This window comes from Sporosarcina sp. ACRSM (genome assembly GCF_022346545.1).
In the GTDB taxonomy this organism is placed as follows: domain Bacteria; phylum Bacillota; class Bacilli; order Bacillales_A; family Planococcaceae; genus Sporosarcina.
The window spans coordinates 285,635-303,103 of record NZ_JAKRNU010000003.1 but is presented as its reverse complement, the minus strand read 5'-3'; the positions used below and the strand labels follow the sequence as shown (position 1 = coordinate 303,103).

At 44.8% G+C, this 17,469-nt stretch carries 15 protein-coding genes and 1 tRNA gene; 9 read left to right on the top strand and 7 right to left on the bottom strand.

The window, feature by feature from the left end:
* Positions 1 to 53: 53 nt before the first annotated feature.
* From MHZ95_RS07145 to MHZ95_RS07135, 3 genes are all read left to right on the top strand, one after another.
* Positions 54 to 530, top strand: a complete 477-nt coding sequence (locus MHZ95_RS07145; protein ID WP_239389920.1) for a DUF4362 domain-containing protein — start codon at positions 54 to 56, stop codon at positions 528 to 530.
* 60 nt (positions 531 to 590) lie between these two features.
* Positions 591 to 965 (top strand): hypothetical protein, encoded by a 375-nt coding sequence (locus MHZ95_RS07140; RefSeq protein ID WP_239389919.1) that lies wholly within the window; start codon positions 591 to 593, stop codon positions 963 to 965.
* Positions 966 to 1,057: 92 nt separating this feature from the next.
* Positions 1,058 to 1,621, top strand: coding sequence for a methyltransferase family protein (locus MHZ95_RS07135; protein ID WP_239389918.1), 564 nt, complete (start codon positions 1,058 to 1,060; stop codon positions 1,619 to 1,621).
* Between the two features lie 109 nt (positions 1,622 to 1,730).
* On the opposite strand, the gene MHZ95_RS07130 is transcribed toward MHZ95_RS07135, so the two are convergent.
* Positions 1,731 to 3,896, bottom strand: a complete 2,166-nt coding sequence (locus MHZ95_RS07130; protein ID WP_239389917.1) for a DNA topoisomerase III — start codon at positions 3,894 to 3,896, stop codon at positions 1,731 to 1,733.
* Between the two features lie 302 nt (positions 3,897 to 4,198).
* A complete protein-coding gene (locus MHZ95_RS07125) occupies positions 4,199 to 6,109 on the bottom strand; it encodes a cation:proton antiporter (protein WP_239389916.1) in 1,911 nt (636 codons plus the stop codon).
* 378 nt (positions 6,110 to 6,487) lie between these two features.
* Between MHZ95_RS07125 and MHZ95_RS07120 the strand changes: the two genes are divergently transcribed.
* Both MHZ95_RS07120 and MHZ95_RS07115 read left to right on the top strand, forming a co-directional pair.
* On the top strand, positions 6,488 to 7,582 hold the full coding sequence (locus MHZ95_RS07120) for a hypothetical protein (RefSeq protein WP_239389915.1): 1,095 nt from the start codon (positions 6,488 to 6,490) through the stop codon (positions 7,580 to 7,582).
* Between the two features lie 23 nt (positions 7,583 to 7,605).
* Positions 7,606 to 7,791 carry an SE1832 family protein gene (locus tag MHZ95_RS07115; protein WP_239389914.1) on the top strand — a complete coding sequence of 62 codons (186 nt, stop codon included), beginning with the start codon at positions 7,606 to 7,608 and terminating at the stop codon, positions 7,789 to 7,791.
* 108 nt (positions 7,792 to 7,899) lie between these two features.
* On the opposite strand, the gene MHZ95_RS07110 is transcribed toward MHZ95_RS07115, so the two are convergent.
* The 3 genes from MHZ95_RS07110 to MHZ95_RS07100 form a co-directional block, all read right to left on the bottom strand.
* The gene (locus MHZ95_RS07110; RefSeq protein WP_239389913.1) at positions 7,900 to 9,360 is read right to left on the bottom strand and encodes a phospholipase D-like domain-containing protein; all 1,461 of its coding nucleotides are present in this window, start codon (positions 9,358 to 9,360) and stop codon (positions 7,900 to 7,902) included.
* A gap of 236 nt (positions 9,361 to 9,596) precedes the next feature.
* Entirely contained in the window at positions 9,597 to 10,142 is a 546-nt protein-coding gene (locus MHZ95_RS07105) for an RNA polymerase sigma factor (protein ID WP_239389912.1), read from the bottom strand.
* A gap of 169 nt (positions 10,143 to 10,311) precedes the next feature.
* Positions 10,312 to 11,550: a hemolysin family protein gene (locus tag MHZ95_RS07100; protein WP_239389911.1), complete on the bottom strand. Its 1,239-nt coding sequence runs from the start codon at positions 11,548 to 11,550 to the stop codon at positions 10,312 to 10,314.
* 255 nt (positions 11,551 to 11,805) lie between these two features.
* Between MHZ95_RS07100 and MHZ95_RS07095 the strand changes: the two genes are divergently transcribed.
* Both MHZ95_RS07095 and MHZ95_RS07090 read left to right on the top strand, forming a co-directional pair.
* Positions 11,806 to 13,203, top strand: a complete 1,398-nt coding sequence (locus tag MHZ95_RS07095; RefSeq protein ID WP_239389909.1) for a dipeptidase — start codon at positions 11,806 to 11,808, stop codon at positions 13,201 to 13,203.
* A gap of 437 nt (positions 13,204 to 13,640) precedes the next feature.
* Positions 13,641 to 14,486: a DegV family protein gene (locus tag MHZ95_RS07090; protein WP_239389907.1), complete on the top strand. Its 846-nt coding sequence runs from the start codon at positions 13,641 to 13,643 to the stop codon at positions 14,484 to 14,486.
* Positions 14,487 to 14,568: 82 nt separating this feature from the next.
* Here the strand turns inward: MHZ95_RS07090 and MHZ95_RS07085 are convergent, their stop codons facing one another.
* Together MHZ95_RS07085 and MHZ95_RS07080 are read right to left on the bottom strand one after the other, a co-directional pair.
* Positions 14,569 to 15,063: an amidase domain-containing protein gene (locus MHZ95_RS07085; protein ID WP_239389905.1), complete on the bottom strand. Its 495-nt coding sequence runs from the start codon at positions 15,061 to 15,063 to the stop codon at positions 14,569 to 14,571.
* Between the two features lie 239 nt (positions 15,064 to 15,302).
* A tRNA-Ala gene (locus MHZ95_RS07080) sits at positions 15,303 to 15,375 on the bottom strand.
* Between the two features lie 68 nt (positions 15,376 to 15,443).
* Between MHZ95_RS07080 and MHZ95_RS07075 the strand changes: the two genes are divergently transcribed.
* Both MHZ95_RS07075 and MHZ95_RS07070 read left to right on the top strand, forming a co-directional pair.
* Positions 15,444 to 16,463, top strand: a complete 1,020-nt coding sequence (locus MHZ95_RS07075; RefSeq protein ID WP_239389904.1) for a DUF2804 domain-containing protein — start codon at positions 15,444 to 15,446, stop codon at positions 16,461 to 16,463.
* 218 nt (positions 16,464 to 16,681) lie between these two features.
* A complete protein-coding gene (locus MHZ95_RS07070; protein WP_239389903.1) occupies positions 16,682 to 17,152 on the top strand; it encodes a YusW family protein in 471 nt (156 codons plus the stop codon).
* The last annotated feature ends 317 nt before the right edge of the window (positions 17,153 to 17,469 follow it).

The following is a 17,469-nucleotide window of genomic DNA, read 5'->3' as shown; positions in this document are numbered from 1 at the left end:
TGCTGAAACGAAAGGAAAGAGAGGGCGTCTAATTTTAAAAGAGGGGGATGACATTGAAAAAAATTAGTTTGGTTCTGTCTTTAATTCTTTTATTAACAGGATTACTAGGCTGTCAACAAAAGGAAGAAACAAAGGAGCCTACGATTACAGGAGAAGTTACTGAAATACCTTATACACCCGAGGAGGCAATAGCGAATGGCGATATTGTCAACCTTCACGGAAAAACCAGTAACTTACAAAGACTCAATGCGTTTCGCAAGCACGTAAATGACGGTGTTGAGGATGAAATTCGTATTACGATTTACACTGTTGAAGGCGCCCCAATTTTCTATGATCTGGATTATGACGGAGAGATGATTCAGTATACGTACGATAATTCGCACGACGGATACGCCGGTTCTGACCAAGGAAGAAAAAGCACGTCTTGTTCGAAATTTGTATCGGAACATGAGGACAACATGGTGAAGTATTCGTTAAGCGGCTGCTCTTCAGAAATTGGAGACACTTTTTATTTTACCGTTCAAGAATAATGCAAGAATTTCTGAGGGAGGGAGGAATAAAATGAACGATTGAATACAGGAGGACATTACATGAAACAAGTAGGAATTATTTTAGGCTTCGTAATTATAGTAGCAATGTTTATGATTGCAAATAAATCATACTACCCTCCCCTACCGATCGATCATCTATCGGCAAAAGATGCACTTGAAAAACTAAAAAGTTCCGATGAAAGGATAGTAGAGATCGCAACAGACAATGATTACACGTGGTATATCACAAAAAGTCAAAGTGAAGTCGATGAGAATATTAAACAAATGATTAGTTCAAACGGCTGGGAATTTAAAGAGAAAGAGGGTTCTGGTCTGTTCTTTGAAAAAGAGGGTGAAAGATTGATTGCTACTACCCAAATGTGGACTAAAAAATACGTCCTTGTTCAGTTACAAAATACATTCAAAGAGCTTTAAAGTATGTCCAAAGTAACAATGATTGAAATAAGATCAGTCTTCCACAAACGGAGCTGAATAGAAAAAGTACTGATTAAAAGGTGGTTGGATGAATGAAAGGATATATTGCTGTTATTACTATTGTTTTGTTAATCATATTGGTAATCATTCGTTCAATACAATTAAAAAAACTTGGCATTAAGGCATTTAAATTTGGTGAAATGGACAAAAAGGATTTCATTATACCGCCATTTGCTTTGCTATTATTTTATGTAATTTTCTCCAATGCCTTTCACTTACCGCGATTGGGAGCGGAATTATTTAGAAATGAGTTCGTTGGCTGGATTGGCGTAGTCTTATGCTTACTGGGCCTTTCCCTATTCCTTTATAGCTTAATTTCGTTCGGAAAAAGCTTCAGGGTAGGAATTGATGAAGACAATCCAGGTCCTTTAATTACGACTGGCGCCTTTGCCATCAGTCGAAATCCAATATATACTGCTTTTGGATTGGTCTTATTAGGCGAATTTCTCATTTATCCAAATTGGATTCTACTTTTATATTTGATGGTAGGTTATTGGCTTTTCAATCGCCAAGTACTGCTTGAGGAACAATCGTTGAGGAAAATTTACGGTGAGGAATATCAACTATACAGTAAAAAAGTCCGTCGCTACCTTTAGATGAACTATCTTATTAAGCAATCGGGCACGATTGTTGAAGATCAAAAGCCCAATCCCTCACTAAAAAGTACCGAGGGATTGGGCTTTTTTATCTTCTATTCAGATACATTTATTTATCAAACAACTTCTTCAACGCATCGGCCATCGCCGTGTTGACTGGCTCTTCTTGTTTCTTCATATATTTCTGGACATCACGCTTGTCCGCTTTCTTCCCGCCAGATTGCGCTCTGCGTTTTTCAAATGCAGACAGCTTCTCGCGGTGACCGCATTTACAAACGAATATCCGACCGTCGCCTTCTCCGCGCAGTTCCAATTTTTTCTTACAGACCGGGCATCTCGCATTCGTCAATGTCGAGACGTTTTTACGGTGGCCGCATTCACGGTCTTGACAGACAAGCATCTTGCCGCGTTTGCCGTTCACTTCCAATAGAAGTTTCCCACAGTCCGGACAAGTTTTTCCTGTTACATTGTCATGCTTGAATTTTTTGTCGTCTGTCTTGATTTCCGTAACGGTCCGTTTGGAGAAGTCGATCATGTCTTTCATGAATACCGCTTTTTTCATTTGTCCCTTGGCGATTTTCGTCAGGCCTTGTTCCCATTCCGCCGTGAGAGCCGGTGATTTCAAATCTTCCGGAACGAGTTCGAGCAATTGGCGCCCTTTTGATGTCGTGTAAATATCGTTTCCTTTTTTCTCGACAACGAACGAGTTGAACAGCCGTTCAATGACATCCGCACGGGTTGCCACGGTTCCAAGTCCACCCGTTTCACCGATCGTTTTGATCAGATCTTTTGATTCCCCTTGCATAAATTGCACGGGATTTTCCATCGCCGCGAGCAATGTGCCTTCATTGAAGCGGGCAGGCGGCTTCGTTTGGCCATCTGTCATGACGATGGCACGAATGTTCACGTCATCGCCTTTTTTGAATGCAGGAAGTGTATCCGTATCGGCCTCTTCCTCATCCGTCGAATAAACTTTTTTCCAACCTTCATCCGTAATGGTACGACCTTTCGCTTTGAATAGTTCCCCACCGACCGCCAGCTCAGCCGTCACTTGATCATAACGGAACGGACCGAAGAAAACGGCTAGGAAACGCTTGACAATCAAATCATATAAACGCTGCTCTTTATCCGATAAATTTTGAAGCAATGGCGTCTCTTCAGTCGGGATGATGGCATGGTGATCAGACACACGTTTATCATCAATGACGCCTTTCTGCGGTTTAACGTTGTTCGAACGCAGTAGTGTGTTGACCGATTTGCGGTATGGACCGATATCCACCGCTTTAATGCGCTCTTTCAACGTATTCGCCATATCGGACGTTAAATGCTTGGAATCGGTACGCGGATACGTGACCGCTTTATGGCGTTCATATAGATTTTGTAGCGTCGAAAGCGTCTCTTTCGCGGACCACGACCAACGGCGATGCGCTTCTTTTTGCAGCTCCGTCAAATCGAAAAGAGGTGGTGCCGGTTGGGATTTCGGTGTCGTTTTCACATCCGTCACTTTTCCGGAATGAACCCCATCGAGCTCGCCAAGCAATTTCTCGACAGCCTCTTTATCGAAGGACTGCGTCTGCCCTGCTTTGTCATGCCACGTAAATTTTGCAGATTCCGTCAATGCCTGCAAACCGTAAAACGACTTCGGCCTAAACTCACGGATCTGTCTTTCCCGTTCTGCAATCATCGCCAAGGTCGGTGTTTGCACACGCCCCGTTGATAATTGTGCATTGTATTTTACCGTCAATGCACGTGTCGCATTAATGCCGACAACCCAGTCCGCTTCCGCACGAGCGACCGCCGCCTCATAAAGATGCTCGTAAGCACGGCCATCTTTCAAGTTTTTGAAACCGTCCTTGATCGCTTTGTCGGTAACGGATGAAATCCACAACCGTTTGACAGGTTTGCGGACTTTCGCCATTTCCAAAATCCAGCGTGCGACAAGTTCCCCTTCACGCCCCGCATCCGTCGCGATGATGACATCTTTCACATCATTGCGTTTCAATTGCGCCTTTACCGCATTAAATTGTTTCGATGTCTGACGGATTGGCACAAGTTTGAACGGCTCTGGAATGATCGGTAAATGTTCGAGCTTCCACTCTTTGTATTCATTGCCGTACCCTTCTGGATCCGCATGTGTCACAAGATGGCCGAGTGCCCATGTGACGATATAATTTGTTCCCTCAAGAAATCCGTTCCCTTTTTTATTACAGCCGAGCACCCGCGCAATATCGCGTGCTACGGACGGCTTTTCAGCTAATACTAATGATTTGGACATAAAAAAATCCCCTTTCTTCTTCCATCAATTATAAGGGAGAATTGTATTTGATGCATGCCATGCGAATAGATCTCGTTGAACAACGAAAAAACAGTGACTTTCTGTAGCGGCCTGTTTCCTGCGCGATTTGATTGCACTGATGGAGCGTTTGATTGCACTCGGACCGTACTTGATTGCACTGATGGATGATTTGATTGCACTCCGCGTCGCATTGATTGCATTCTAGGACTTTCGAATCAAAACAAAAACAGGGCGCCAAGCACTCACACAGATTTCTGGGAGTCCCGGCACCCTGCCATCAGTCATTTCGAAGAGAGTGGGGCATCCCCCGGAATCACCGTCTTCTCCACTTTATCATCCCCAATGAAAAGCTCTTCGATTTTTTCATAAGGGACTGCTTCTTCCAAACGCTCTTTCACCCGTTCAATCGTTTTAGCCGGGGACGTCAGTGAGACGACTATATCTCCTGCAAATGCTTGCAGCTCCACTTCCGGTGCAAAGAATTCAATCGTTCCATCTAATCGAAGCACATAAAGAAGAATGGATTTATCATCCCGCTCGCGCAAATATTGCGTGTAACTATACTGTTTCGTGATCATCGTTTTTCGAATGACATGCCCTGCACTCATCCGATCTTCCAACTCGTAGATGGAGACATCCGGTGTAAAGATTGTCTGTCCGCCTAGGATTGTAAACGTTTGGACATCTTTCCCAACGTGAAATGCCGTTTGATACAAATGATCACGTCCCAGATCTGGCGTGAAATCCGCACAAACATGGGCATTGTACATATCTGCCTTCGTCATCGCCAACATATACCGGTACGGCGTTAAGTCAAGATGATATTCCGTCTGTTCGGAAAGGATATCGCCAATGTAAATCGGCATACCGAGTTGACGTGCATACGTCAAATTCGCCCATGAACGGTCAACGATCAACACTTCATTGCCCGTATCTTTAATCGATTGGGCAAGTGCCGCAGCGAACCGGCTGCCACCAACAATCAGTACGCCCGACTCATCCGTCGTCGTCAAGTTCAATTTCTTGGCAAGAAAGCTGATTGAAAATCCATGAAGGATCACCGTCGATAGCACAAGCGCGAATGTGAGTGCTGTCAACAACCCAGCGTCTTGGTAACCATTCTCCAGTAAAATCGTCGCAAAATAGCCCGAAACGGTTAACGCGACAATACCCCGCGGTGCAATCCAGCCGATCAATAGTTTCTCCCGGACATTCAATTCGGTTCCGATTGTCGAAAGCCAAATCGACAAAGGACGGACGATAAACAGCATCGCAGCGACATAAGCGATAATATTCGGATTAAAAATTTCAATGAGCGTCTGCGGCTCCAATGACGCTGTCAGCATGACAAAGATGCCCGATATGAGCAGCACCGAAATATTTTCTTTGAAATGACGAATGTCTTGCAACGTCGTCAATCGCATATTCGCCATCGTCATCCCCATTGCCGTCACCGCCAGCAAACCCGTCTCATGCATCATTTCATCCGCAAAAACGAAAGTGAAAATGACGACTGCGAAAAGAACTGGCGCTTTCAGAAATTCAGGCAAAGTGCCGCGCTCAAACGCATTGCCCATCACCCGGGCGGCTCCCCAGCCGATGAATGCGGCAAATGCGGACGCCGCAAAAAATAGCAGCAGTGAAGTCAATGTCACTTCACGATCTAAAAACTTGATGAATTCGAATGCAAAGACCGCCAGCAACGCACCAAAAGGATCAACAACAATCCCTTCCCATTTCAAGATTGCTGCAGGCCGCGGTTTCAATTTCGCCTGCCGGAGGAGCGGCAAAATGACGGTCGGTCCTGTCACGATGAACAAGCCGCCGATAACGAAAGCGACCGCCCACGACAGCCCCGCCAAATAATGCGCCGCCAGCGATCCCGCAATCCATGCAATGAAAGCGCCCAGTGTGACAATCCGCGCAACCGGCTTACTGAATCCTTTAATTTCTTTAAAATCCAGATTCAAGCTGCCTTCGAATAAAATAATCGCCACCGCAAACGTAATAATAGGTCCGAACAGTTCCCCCATACTCTCTTGCGGATTGATGAGCCCGAAAATGGGTCCGACCAGAAGCCCCGCTATTGACATCACTACAATCGCCGGCATTCGAAAACGCCATGCCAACCATTGCGATAATACGCCGATCAACACAACAAGCATCAGATCAAATAATAATGAATCGAACAATGGAATCACTCCATTTCCAAATATGAAATACTGCCAGTTTACCATAATGTTTGATGCAAACCACTTGATAGGGCTAGCGGGTTTTAGAGGTTGGAATTCTTCTTAGACTATGTAATTTAATAGCGGCTGTTCATTGTTTTGTTTTGTTTTGTTTTGTTTGTACGTTGCGATATTTTTGCGGTACGTTGCTTTATTGCATCGAAACATTGCCACCTTCTTTTAATATTGCTTGCTTTGATTCATACATTGCCTACTTTCCTTCGAATGTTGTTGTGTTCCGTGAATGCATTATCTCCCCTCCACCTTGAAGGCATACAAAATGGATGTCTCTAGGCGATTTCCGCATATTCACCTTTTCTAGTACATAGGGTGGTAGAGATGAAGGACTTAATGTTGCAAGAAAGGGTGATTACGATCGTCGGACATGAAAAGAAAAAAATCGCCATCTATATTTCCCGCTCGGACGGAAAAGGGACATACCCGGCACGCAGAGCTGCGATGATTGCACAGACGTTGACTACAGAAATGGACATCCTATTTTTACGCGGAGAGGATTCCCCTCCGACACCCGCTGGTTATAAAGAGATCGAAGTTGGCAACAGCCATTCCTTATTACGAATCTTAACAGACATAAAGCCTGACCTGCTCCTCCGCGATAGCGGTTCCACAGTGGAGGAAGAAGTGGAAAAAATACGGGGTATCGTCCCATCCATCATCCATTTCGATGATTTTGGGGACGGTGGAAAAAGTGCCGACCTTGTGTTCCAGACACTTTATACAGAAACGAATGATCCAGTGCCTGAACATTACGTCGTCGGGCTGGACAGTTTTATCGCCGATGAAGAGATCCTATCTTATAAACAGATCGGCTTACGGAAACAGGAGCAAAATCCCCTTCCCCATTTAGTCATTTCGTTCGGGGATGAAGATGACGGGAATTTATCATACCGGGCTTTGCGGCATATGTTGCAGCTCCAAATCCCGTTGAAAGTAACGGTTCTCCTCGGCGAAAATTATGCACATGATATTAGCACTTTGCGCATGATGGCTCTTGGAAGAAGAAACACTTCCATCTTGGAGTATCCGCATAATTTCGCAGAAGTATGTGCATCCGCTGATGTCATTCTTTGTGCATCCGGCTATATGCCGTATGAAGTGGCAGTGATGGGCATTCCATGCGTCGTTTTAGCACAAAATGACTTCGAGGCTGAACTCGCATTTCCGAAAGAGCAGCACGGGTTTATCCACCTAGGCCTTGGACGCAAAGTGAAACAATCGAGTTTACTAAACGCCATCATGGAGCCTTTGCTGCATGAGCCGCTCCGCAAAAAAGCGATCGCACGTCAAACAGCTCTAGGACTCGGAGATGGGAGAGATGCCGTTTGCGAGGCGATCCGCTATTTTGTAGAGTATCCAAAACGCAGCCGACTACTGGACCGGTCAGGAAAAGAAGCTTCCAATATGATACACTAGGGTAAAAACCGAGGTGTTCCCTTATGGAAAAACGTCAAGTGGAGTCAGCCATCGCCGAACTGAAAATGGATTATATCAATCTACAAGGCGATATCGAAAAACTTGAATCGACCGGCAATGACAGCTTTGTCAAAAAAGCGGAGATCCGCCTTGCCGCAATGGAAGAAAAACTCGCGCAACTGAATAAGCAACTAGCTGATTTCGAATAAAGAATCGATGCTAGGCACGTACTACTGCAGCAGGCCGACAATTGGCCAATAGCCCGCATAGCCATTGGCCAAGCGGGCTTTACATCATTGAATGGAAACTTCACCTCATCAATAAGTCGTCAGTTTAAGGAGTTTCTGTAGTGTATAAATCCCATGTTGGATAGAAGTGAATGTATCCTGATAAGTTTCAACAGGTAGTGTATAAAGGGCATCTTCATTATCCAATAGTCTATTAAAATACGCATCGATATCCTTGACCAGCTTGCTGTTGTTGGAGGCGATGACGCGCAAATTTGCCTCCAGATTGTAATCATCCAGCGTTCTTTCCGTCAGGTTCGCGGACCCGTTCGAAATATAGGTCCCGTCATGGGTCTGCACCACTACCAGTTTCGTATGATACTGCCCGATAACCGTGTTATACCATTTGACGTTGATTTTCCCATCTGTTTTTTCCAACATTTCCTGAACGACAGGCCTGTTCGGCAATCCGGATTTTTCACGGCCGAATGAGTTTTCATTGGGATCGAGAATCAGGGTGACGTCCACTCCCCTGTTGGCAGCATCGATCAACGCATGGATGACATCACGTTTTGCGATGAAAAACATCCCTATTCGAATGTTGTCTCCTTGTTGTGCTCTTGCAATGTCCCCAAGCATGGCATGGAGTATCTTTTTCTCCGTTAAATATTGCACTGCATATTCCCCGCCACTCTGTTCCGGAACGTTCACTCGCGGCAGCTTCCCTCCGTTCGTATAACGGACAATCGCCTCTTCCGCCTCCAACATATCGTTCAAAATGGAACCTTTCACCTTCAATGCAACATTGCCATGAAAGCCACTGGCATTATGCGGATTCGATGATGTGACAAGCCCTTCCTGATCGGTAATCACCGTTTTCCGATGATTCGCTTTGACGTTCAACAACGCCATGTAAGAAGCAAGTGTCATCTTTGGCGCTTTACTGGACATCGCGTTGGCAATCCAGCCTTTATTCTCAATATGCATCCATTGAAATACAGTCCGGTACAAACCTGAATAGATAGGCGTTGAATCACGGAGGGGATCCAAATCCGTGTAAACGACTTCGATGCCCGCATCTTCCAACATACCGAACCACTTTGTTTCGTAGGAACCATATCCTTTATTCAATGGATCTGTGATAAAGATGATAGGCATCTCAGGATTATCCTCTTTTTTCTTTATAAGTTTCGCAGTCATCGTTTCGACAATGTCAGGAAAATCAAGGTTTTCATCATAATAATGATCGAACAGAAAGAAATCGAGAACGATAAATTGTTCGGCACGGTCAATCATGGCATTCACTTCATCAAAAATCGTTAATTCATGGACCATGCCCTCCCCCTCCTGATCCTGTGCATAGGTCAGATCGGTGAACAGTTCAACATCATTTGTCCAATGGATATCCCCGGCATAAGAGATCCCATCGGGCAATGGTTTGTATGTATGCCAAAGCATAACGCCGATATAGAGCAGTATGAACACAATAAGAATCACAAAAAGGATCCGTTTACGAACACTGCGTCCTTGCTTCACATTTTTTGTTCCCACAGCGTTTTCCTCATTTCTATGTATGTTGCATAGGTGAATAGGTTAGTGGGTATATTCCCTTTGCGGTGTTTTTGCAAACTAAAAGCACAGCCATGAACGGCTGCGCTTTTGTCGTCTAGTCTTCGGGCGCCAGATGCTCGGGTCATAAGCCTGCTCGGCTACGAGGCAAAAAACGCCTCTAAGCCAATCCGTCTTATGCCTGTCGCATCTTAGCAGGCGCCCTACGCTTTTGTGTGTTAAGCAATGACATATTCCTGTACCGCAGTATCTTCCATCATCAATTCTTTCAAATATTTCTTCGCACGGAACAGCCGTGACTTCACTGTGCCGATCGACACTTTCATCACTTCCGCGATTTCAATCAAGGAATATTGATAGACATAGAAGTATTCAATCGTCGTCCGATAAATCGCATCCAGCTCGCCGATTTTCCGTTGGACAAGTGTTTGGATATCGTTTTGTTCAAGCAGCTCCGCCGGTGTCATGTTGTCACTCGGGACAAGGTCGAGAATCGGGACATCGAGTGTCTCCGGCTGATGCATGACATGCTTGCTTCTTCTAACGTCTTTCCGATAACGATCTCTGAACGTATTCATACAAATTGTCGTCAACCATGCTTTCATATGATCCACATTATCCATACGGCCACTGTTGCGTACAACTTTCAGCCAAACATCCTGCATCAAGTCTTCCGCTTCGTCTTTATTTCGTGTCAATTTCAAGCATAGATGATATATGTAACGGCCGTATTCTTCGTACAACCCATTTAAATTCATTTTCATAGAAAAACCCTCCGCTTTCTAACTGTTAACTCCATTATCGTCAATCCCCACCTTTCAAACCATCGGATTCTCTTTCACTTCACTTACAAACATGTAAGGTAAGAAATATGTTTGCCAATATGCGAAAAAAAACCTTGGAACGATACACCAGTCCCAAGGCAGTTCTGTTCTATTCACTTTCTTCCTCTTTCACAGTAATCATCATTCGGATGATACGACTACGGTCCATTTCCTCGATTTCAACAAGCAGTTGGTCATATGTAAATCGTTCGCCCTCTTCAGGTACATGGCCCAGCTCCTGTAACACGAAGCCCCCGAGCGTATCGTTATCCGTCGGCAGCTCAATGCCAAGAAGCTCCATCGCATCAACGATTTCTAACCGACCGTGGCAAATGAGCATATTATCCGTTTTTTCGTACACGAGCACTTCTTCATCGATATCCGTTTCATCTTCAATATCTTGTCCGATCATCTCTTCGATAATATCCTCATGTGTGACAACACCAAGCGTGCCTCCGTATTCATCCAAGACAATCGCCATATGTTTTTTCTTGGCAAGCATCATTTTGAATACTTTTTCAACACTTGCGGACTGCACAACGTATAGCGGTTTGCGGTCAATCAATTCACCAAGTTTCAACCGTGGATTCATCGACCATTCAATAAACTTCTTCGAATAGAATACTCCGATAATCGTATCCATGTTTTCGTCATATACCGGATAGCGTGTATAAGAATACTCGAGAATCGTATCGCGCACTTCTTCATAGGTTGCTTCGATCGGTAAACCGATAATATCGGTCCGGTGCGTTTCCAAGACGTCAGAAACGTCCTTGTCAGGAAAATCAAGCACCTCTTTCAAACGGTTCGATTCTTCCTGCTCAAACGTCCCCTCTACCGATGCAATATCCACCATCGATCGTAAATCATCCTTTGTCAAGGTGGCTTCTGTCACCGCCCCTTTTGAAATAATGCGGATGAAGATATTTGTAAACAAGGAAAGCAATACGGTCAACGGCGTTAGCAGTTTCACCAAAAGTGAAATGCTCGGAGCGACAGCATAAGCGACCTGTTCTGAAAATGTCGCGGCAACCGTTTTCGGCAACACTTCACCAATCAGAATGATAAGCACTGTCAAAATCGCCGTTGCAACACCGATTTTCCATCCATGGTCCAACGCAATGATCGTAACGATCGTCGGCATCATAATATTGGCGATATTATTACCGATCAAAATTGCCGTGATCATCCGGCTCGGCTTCGAAATCAAATTCAATAGCCGAATGGCCTTTTTATCCCCCTGATCTGCACGTAACTGGACCTTCATCCGATTGACTGCTGTAAGCGCTGTCTCACTACCAGATAGGAAAAACGATATGAACAGCAAAAATCCAAGTGCGATAAACAAAAGCGGTTCCTCCCAATGTCGGTTTGTTCCGATTTAAAATATGTAAAGCCAAGGACGAGAAGCCCAAGCCTTTAGATTACATGTATTACCCGTTTAGGTTTTCAAGCTTTACAAGGTAAATAAAACATATCGTTTCACTTTTCAAATAGCATACCATATTTTACTGCTTCACGTCTGCCTCACACTTCCTCCTGAATCACCCACTCTGTTATACTAAAGCTATTCAAAAAAAGTATGCGGAAAAGAGGGATTGTGTTGGATCATTTACAAACATTGGACAAGTACTTCCAAGAACAACGAGATACACATCTTGAACAATTAAAAGATTTCCTCCGGATTCCAAGTATCAGTTCTTTATCTGAGCATAAAAACGATATGCAAAAAGCGGCGGAATGGCTATTGAATGCTTTCCAAGCGGCCGGACTCGAAAACTTATCGATCGATGAAACGGATGGACATCCTGTCGTTTACGGCGATTGGCTCCACGCGGAAGGCAAACCGACGATCCTCGTCTACGGCCATTACGACGTGCAACCTGTTGACCCGCTTCATTTATGGAAAAGCGGACCATTCGAGCCCGAAATCCGGGACAATAAAATGTATGCACGCGGTGCGAGCGACGACAAAGGACAAGTGTTCATGCATGTCAAAGCGGTTGAAGCACTGATGAAACAGAATGGCAGTTTACCGGTGAACGTCAAATTCATCATCGAAGGAGAAGAAGAAATCGGTAGCCCCCATCTAGAAAAATATATTGAAGCAAATAAAGAGAAGCTCGCAGCCGACATCATCGTCATCTCGGATACCGGCATGTATGGCCCAGGACATCCTGCCGTTTGCTACGGATTGCGCGGACTATGCGGCGTTCAAATCGATGTCCAAGGTGCCAAAGGCGATCTGCACTCGGGATTATTCGGAGGCGGCGTCGCCAACCCGATTCATGCGATTGCTGAAATCCTCGCCTCCTTCCACAATCAGGAAGGCACCATTACCGTCGACGGATTTTATGATGATGTCCGTCCTTTAGCAGACGAGGAACGGGAAGCCTATAAAGCCCTGAATTTCGATGAAGAAGCGTTAAAAGAAGAGATCGGCGTGACGGAGCTTTTCGGTGAAAAAGGGTTTAGCCATCTCGAACGCACATGGACACGCCCGACATTGGAAGTGAACGGCGTATTCGGTGGATTTTCCGGCGAAGGCCTTAAAACCGTATTACCAGCGGAAGCAGGCGCCAAAATAACTTGCCGTCTCGTCCCCGATCAAGACCCTGACGTCATCATTGAAAAATTGAAAGCCCATATCGAAAAACATAAACCAGCCGGTGTCACCGTAAACGTCACCGAATTCGACAAAGGCAAACCGTTCATCACACCATTCGAGCACCCTGCCATCCAAGCAGCCGGGCGTTCTTACGAAAAAGTATACAATGTCCCAACTGCATTCACGCGCATGGGCGGCTCCATTCCAATTGTCGCCGCCTTCGATGAAATCCTGGAAGTGCCCGTCGTCTTAATGGGCTTCGGCCTCTCATCCGAAAACTTCCACGCACCAAACGAACACTTCCATTTGGAAAACTTCGACCAAGGACTGCGCGTCATCGGCGACTACTATTATGAAATCGCCGCGTTTTCGAAAGATGAATTGAAAAAATAAAGTTTTTACCGGATTTCCTCCTAGGGGGGATCCGGTTTTTTAGTGTTTTGAGGGGGATTTTAGGGGGAATGAGCGTATTGAGGGAGAGTTTGAGCGCGAGGAGATAATCTTTGAGCGTGAGGTGACATACTTTGATCGCTTGGGAGACGCTTTGAGCGCACGGGGAGATTCTTTGATCACTTAGAAGGCGTTTTGAGCGCGAGGCCGAAGTGCTTTGATCACTCGAATAACACTTTGAGCGCGTGGAGAAGTCCTTTGAGCGCGCAGGGAAATACTTTGATCACTTGGTTGACGCTTTGAGCGTATGGAAGATTCTTTAAGCACTGAAGCACCGCTTTGAAAGTTAGCCTTATTGTCACTTATCAAAATGCTCCCCTATTACTTTTCGTGCTATAGTATTCATAATGAAAAAACGACGATAAGGGATGATAGATTGTATGACAAAAAAGCCGCTCGCGTGGATTGTAGATAGCACCGCCTATATTTCCAAGGAACTCATTTTACATCCGGATTTCTTTTCGGTCCCTTTGAATATACATTTTGGCGAAAAACAGTTTGTCGACGGAATCGACCTGACGCCGACACAACTTTATCAAAAAATAAAAGACACGGACGATGTTCCGAAAACATCGCAGCCTTCCCCCGGAGATTTTGCTGAACTGTTCAAAAAGGTCGGCGAACAATATGAACAGGCAATCGCAATCCATCTATCAGGAAAATTAAGCGGAACACTCGCCGCATCCAAAGCAGGTGCTGAAATTGCTGATTTTCCCGTGACATTCATCGACTCACTCAGCCTGTCCTACGGGATTACAGGAATGATCGAACGCGGCATGGAAATGCAGGATAGCGGAGTTCCGATCCCTGAGATTATCGCTCAACTGGAAAAAATGCCTGGAACGATGCATAACTATATCCTGATCGGCAAATTGGACCAATTGTATAAAGGCGGGCGTATGAGCGGCGTTCAATTTTTTATCGGTAGTCTATTAAAGATAAAGCCTATCGTCCAAATCACCAACGAAGGTGGATTACAAGCGATCGAAAAAGTGCGTTCTGAAAAAAAAGCACTGCAATATTTAATTGACAAAGTAGTGGAAGGTCATCATGCCGGCAGACGAAAAATCCGTATTATGCATGGCAATGTGATGGACCAAGCCAACCATTTGAAAAACTTGATTTTGGAACAGGTTCCAGACCTAGAGGTAGAAATCGGTGATATCAGCTCTGTTCTTGCAGTTCACGGTGGCGAAGGGACACTAGCGGTTTTATGGTTTGATTAAAAAAGAACAAGCAGTCCGTCGTTTCAAGACAGACTGCTTTTCACAATTATAGATGCTCCCGCTAATTGCGGCATCCGCTTTTCTAAACCGGAGAAATTTGATCATTAATTTTAAAAAAGACATACTTAGCATTCGGTGAAAACATATACGAATCCTTGTACGCCCAATTGCGGTGCTGCGCGTCAAACGTATGAGCATTGACGAGCGGGACATTCCCATCCTTGGCAGTGACAATCGTCGAATGATCATATCGGCCATCCCCCTGAAAATCATAGAAGATGACATCCCCCAACCCCAATTCCTCCGCCGAAAATACTTGCTGCGCCGTCAACCCTTTTTTCGATCCCGCAAAATACCAGCGCAAAGAATGTGGCGTCGACCAACTGAAACTCCAATTATTCCCCCGCAACCACCATCCGCGTTCACGATTCGGATAGCCATGCATCGGAGCTCCGCCCGCCAACAAACATTGCGATATAAAATTCGTGCAATCGACATCGAACGATGGAAATGCCGGATTGCGGCCATCCCACCACTTATTCGCGTAGTTGACAGCCGCTTCCCTGTTATAAATCATCCACACGCCTCCTTACAGTAACGTATGAAAATAAGGAAAGAGGAATGCATTTAGGAAGGAAACAATGAAATCACTGACGTTCGCAACATTTTCATGAAAATAAAAAACTTCTCACACAAGCTAAACAACGCAAACCAAAATGAAGTCAGATACACTTCAGTTAATATCATTCCTATTTCTATTTCTGAACAAAAAAAAGAAACCCCGACAAATATGATTTGACGGAGTTTCCATTATTATGGAGCATACCGGGTTCGAACCGGTGACCTTCACACTGCCAGCGTGACACTCTCCCAGCTGAGCTAATGCCCCGAAAGTTTGGTACAATATGAATTATAACAATTAACTTTAGAAAAGACAATAGGTAGGTGGAAGTCTACATGCAACACGCAGAAAGAGAAATTACAGAACCTGTGGCATTATGCGTCGAGAAGGGGCTACTGAACCCGGAAGCAATCGGATTTTCACGCCATCCCTACATCCAGAGCAATCTTACGGGACATTTCATGCGGAAAAAGAAATGGAATTACTGGTGTGTGTATGGTGAAGATCTTCTCTTTTCTGCTGCAATCAGTCATCTTGACTACGCGGCGATCTGTTTTGTCTATATATTGGATTATGAAACGCAGCGGTTCTATGAAAAACAGGTGACCATTCCGATAGGCCGCAGTGTGAACATGCCTGAACAAGTTCTGGACAGCATCAAATTCACGAACCCGTCCATGACGGTGCAAACGATACATATTCAAGGTGAAACCCATCTATCCGTGACCATTCCGGATTTTGATAATGAAGTGCTCCATGCTGATCTTCATATCCTGCATCCTGAGCAGGACGAATCCTTGAACGTCGTAATCCCCAAAAGCCGGGATCTTTTTCAATTTACTGCGAAGCACCACACATTGCCTACATCAGGCTTTGTGAAGATTGGGGAGAAGCGCTATGATTTCAATCGGGATCATAGCTTCGCTGTGTTCGATTATGCACGTGGTATCTGGCCGCGCAAGGCCGACTGGAATTGGGCGATGGCTTCCCAACTTGTAAGAGGGCGCCGTATCGGCCTCAACTTTGGCGGGACGTGGACAGACGGCACCGGCATGACGGAAAACGCCATTTTTATCGATGGTGCCATGACAAAAATTCATGAAGATGTACTTTTCACTTATAACCGAAAGAATTTTATGGTCCCTTGGAAAATTCGTACGAAGTTTTCGGACTCTGTTGAACTGACGTTTACACCGTTTTTCGAACGTGTCGCAACGACAAATGGCCGACTTTTCCGTACGGAAATTCACCATCTTGTCGGCTATTTCGATGGGTCCGTCAAAGTCCAAGACGGCTCCGTTCTTCAAATTCGAAAAATGCTCGGTTGCTCGAAAGAATATCTTGCAAAATGGTAACGAAAACAATTGATTTTGCTCTTCATATTTTATTTCTCAACCGGCTATCTGGCCGGTTTTTCGTTGTCCGTCTATCCATGCTCTCTACATTGTCCAACTTAATGACACATAGAATTTGCGTCTTCTTTTAGCCATTTCTTCTCCACGCAATTGTTTAACATTTTGTATTTGAGGCAAAATAAGAAGAACAGGCATAATTATGAAAGGCAGTGAATGGGATGAAGTTCTTTAAATTGACAACGACTGTTACACTGACTGGCGCTTTATTGCTCAGTGGATGTGGTAATTTCGGCAAAAATGCCGATGAGCCAAACCGGGAAGATGCGGACATTATCCATGAACATGAAAAAGAAGGCGGTTCTCTTGAAACAGGGGATGGCTATGGATTTTCAACATTTGACCTTGAAATCGATGTGGATGGAAAAGATGCCATTGATGTGGATTATGATGTAACCGAAAGAGCAGATGCCGATTATGACAATAAACTAAAAAATATCAAGCTGCAGGGTAATGAAGCGATGGACCAGCTGAACAAGCTATTCCTGGATATTCTCATTACAAAAGATACGCCAAAACAAGAAGTGATCGATAAGATTTTAGACTGGTATCAATTGGACGCTTATTCGAAGTTCGATTTGGAAGTCAATTTTGATGATGGAACAAAGTTAAATATTGAAGATGTCCAATAAATGGAAAAGGCTATGAGACGATTTACTTCTCATAGCCTTTTTGTTTGGCTTGGTATTAGGTATGAGCGTTCGAGGTTACACTTTGATCAAGCTCATTTCTCGTATGAGCGCGGGCGGAAATCTTTGATCACTCTTACACCTCGTATGAGCGCACGCGAAAATCTTTGATCACTCTCACTCCCCTTATGAGCGCCTGCGGAAATCTTTGATCACTCTCACACCTCGTATGAGCGCTCACGAAAATCTTTGATCACCCACACACACCTTATGAGCGCACGCGAAAATCTTTGATCACCCTAACACCCCTTATGAGCGCC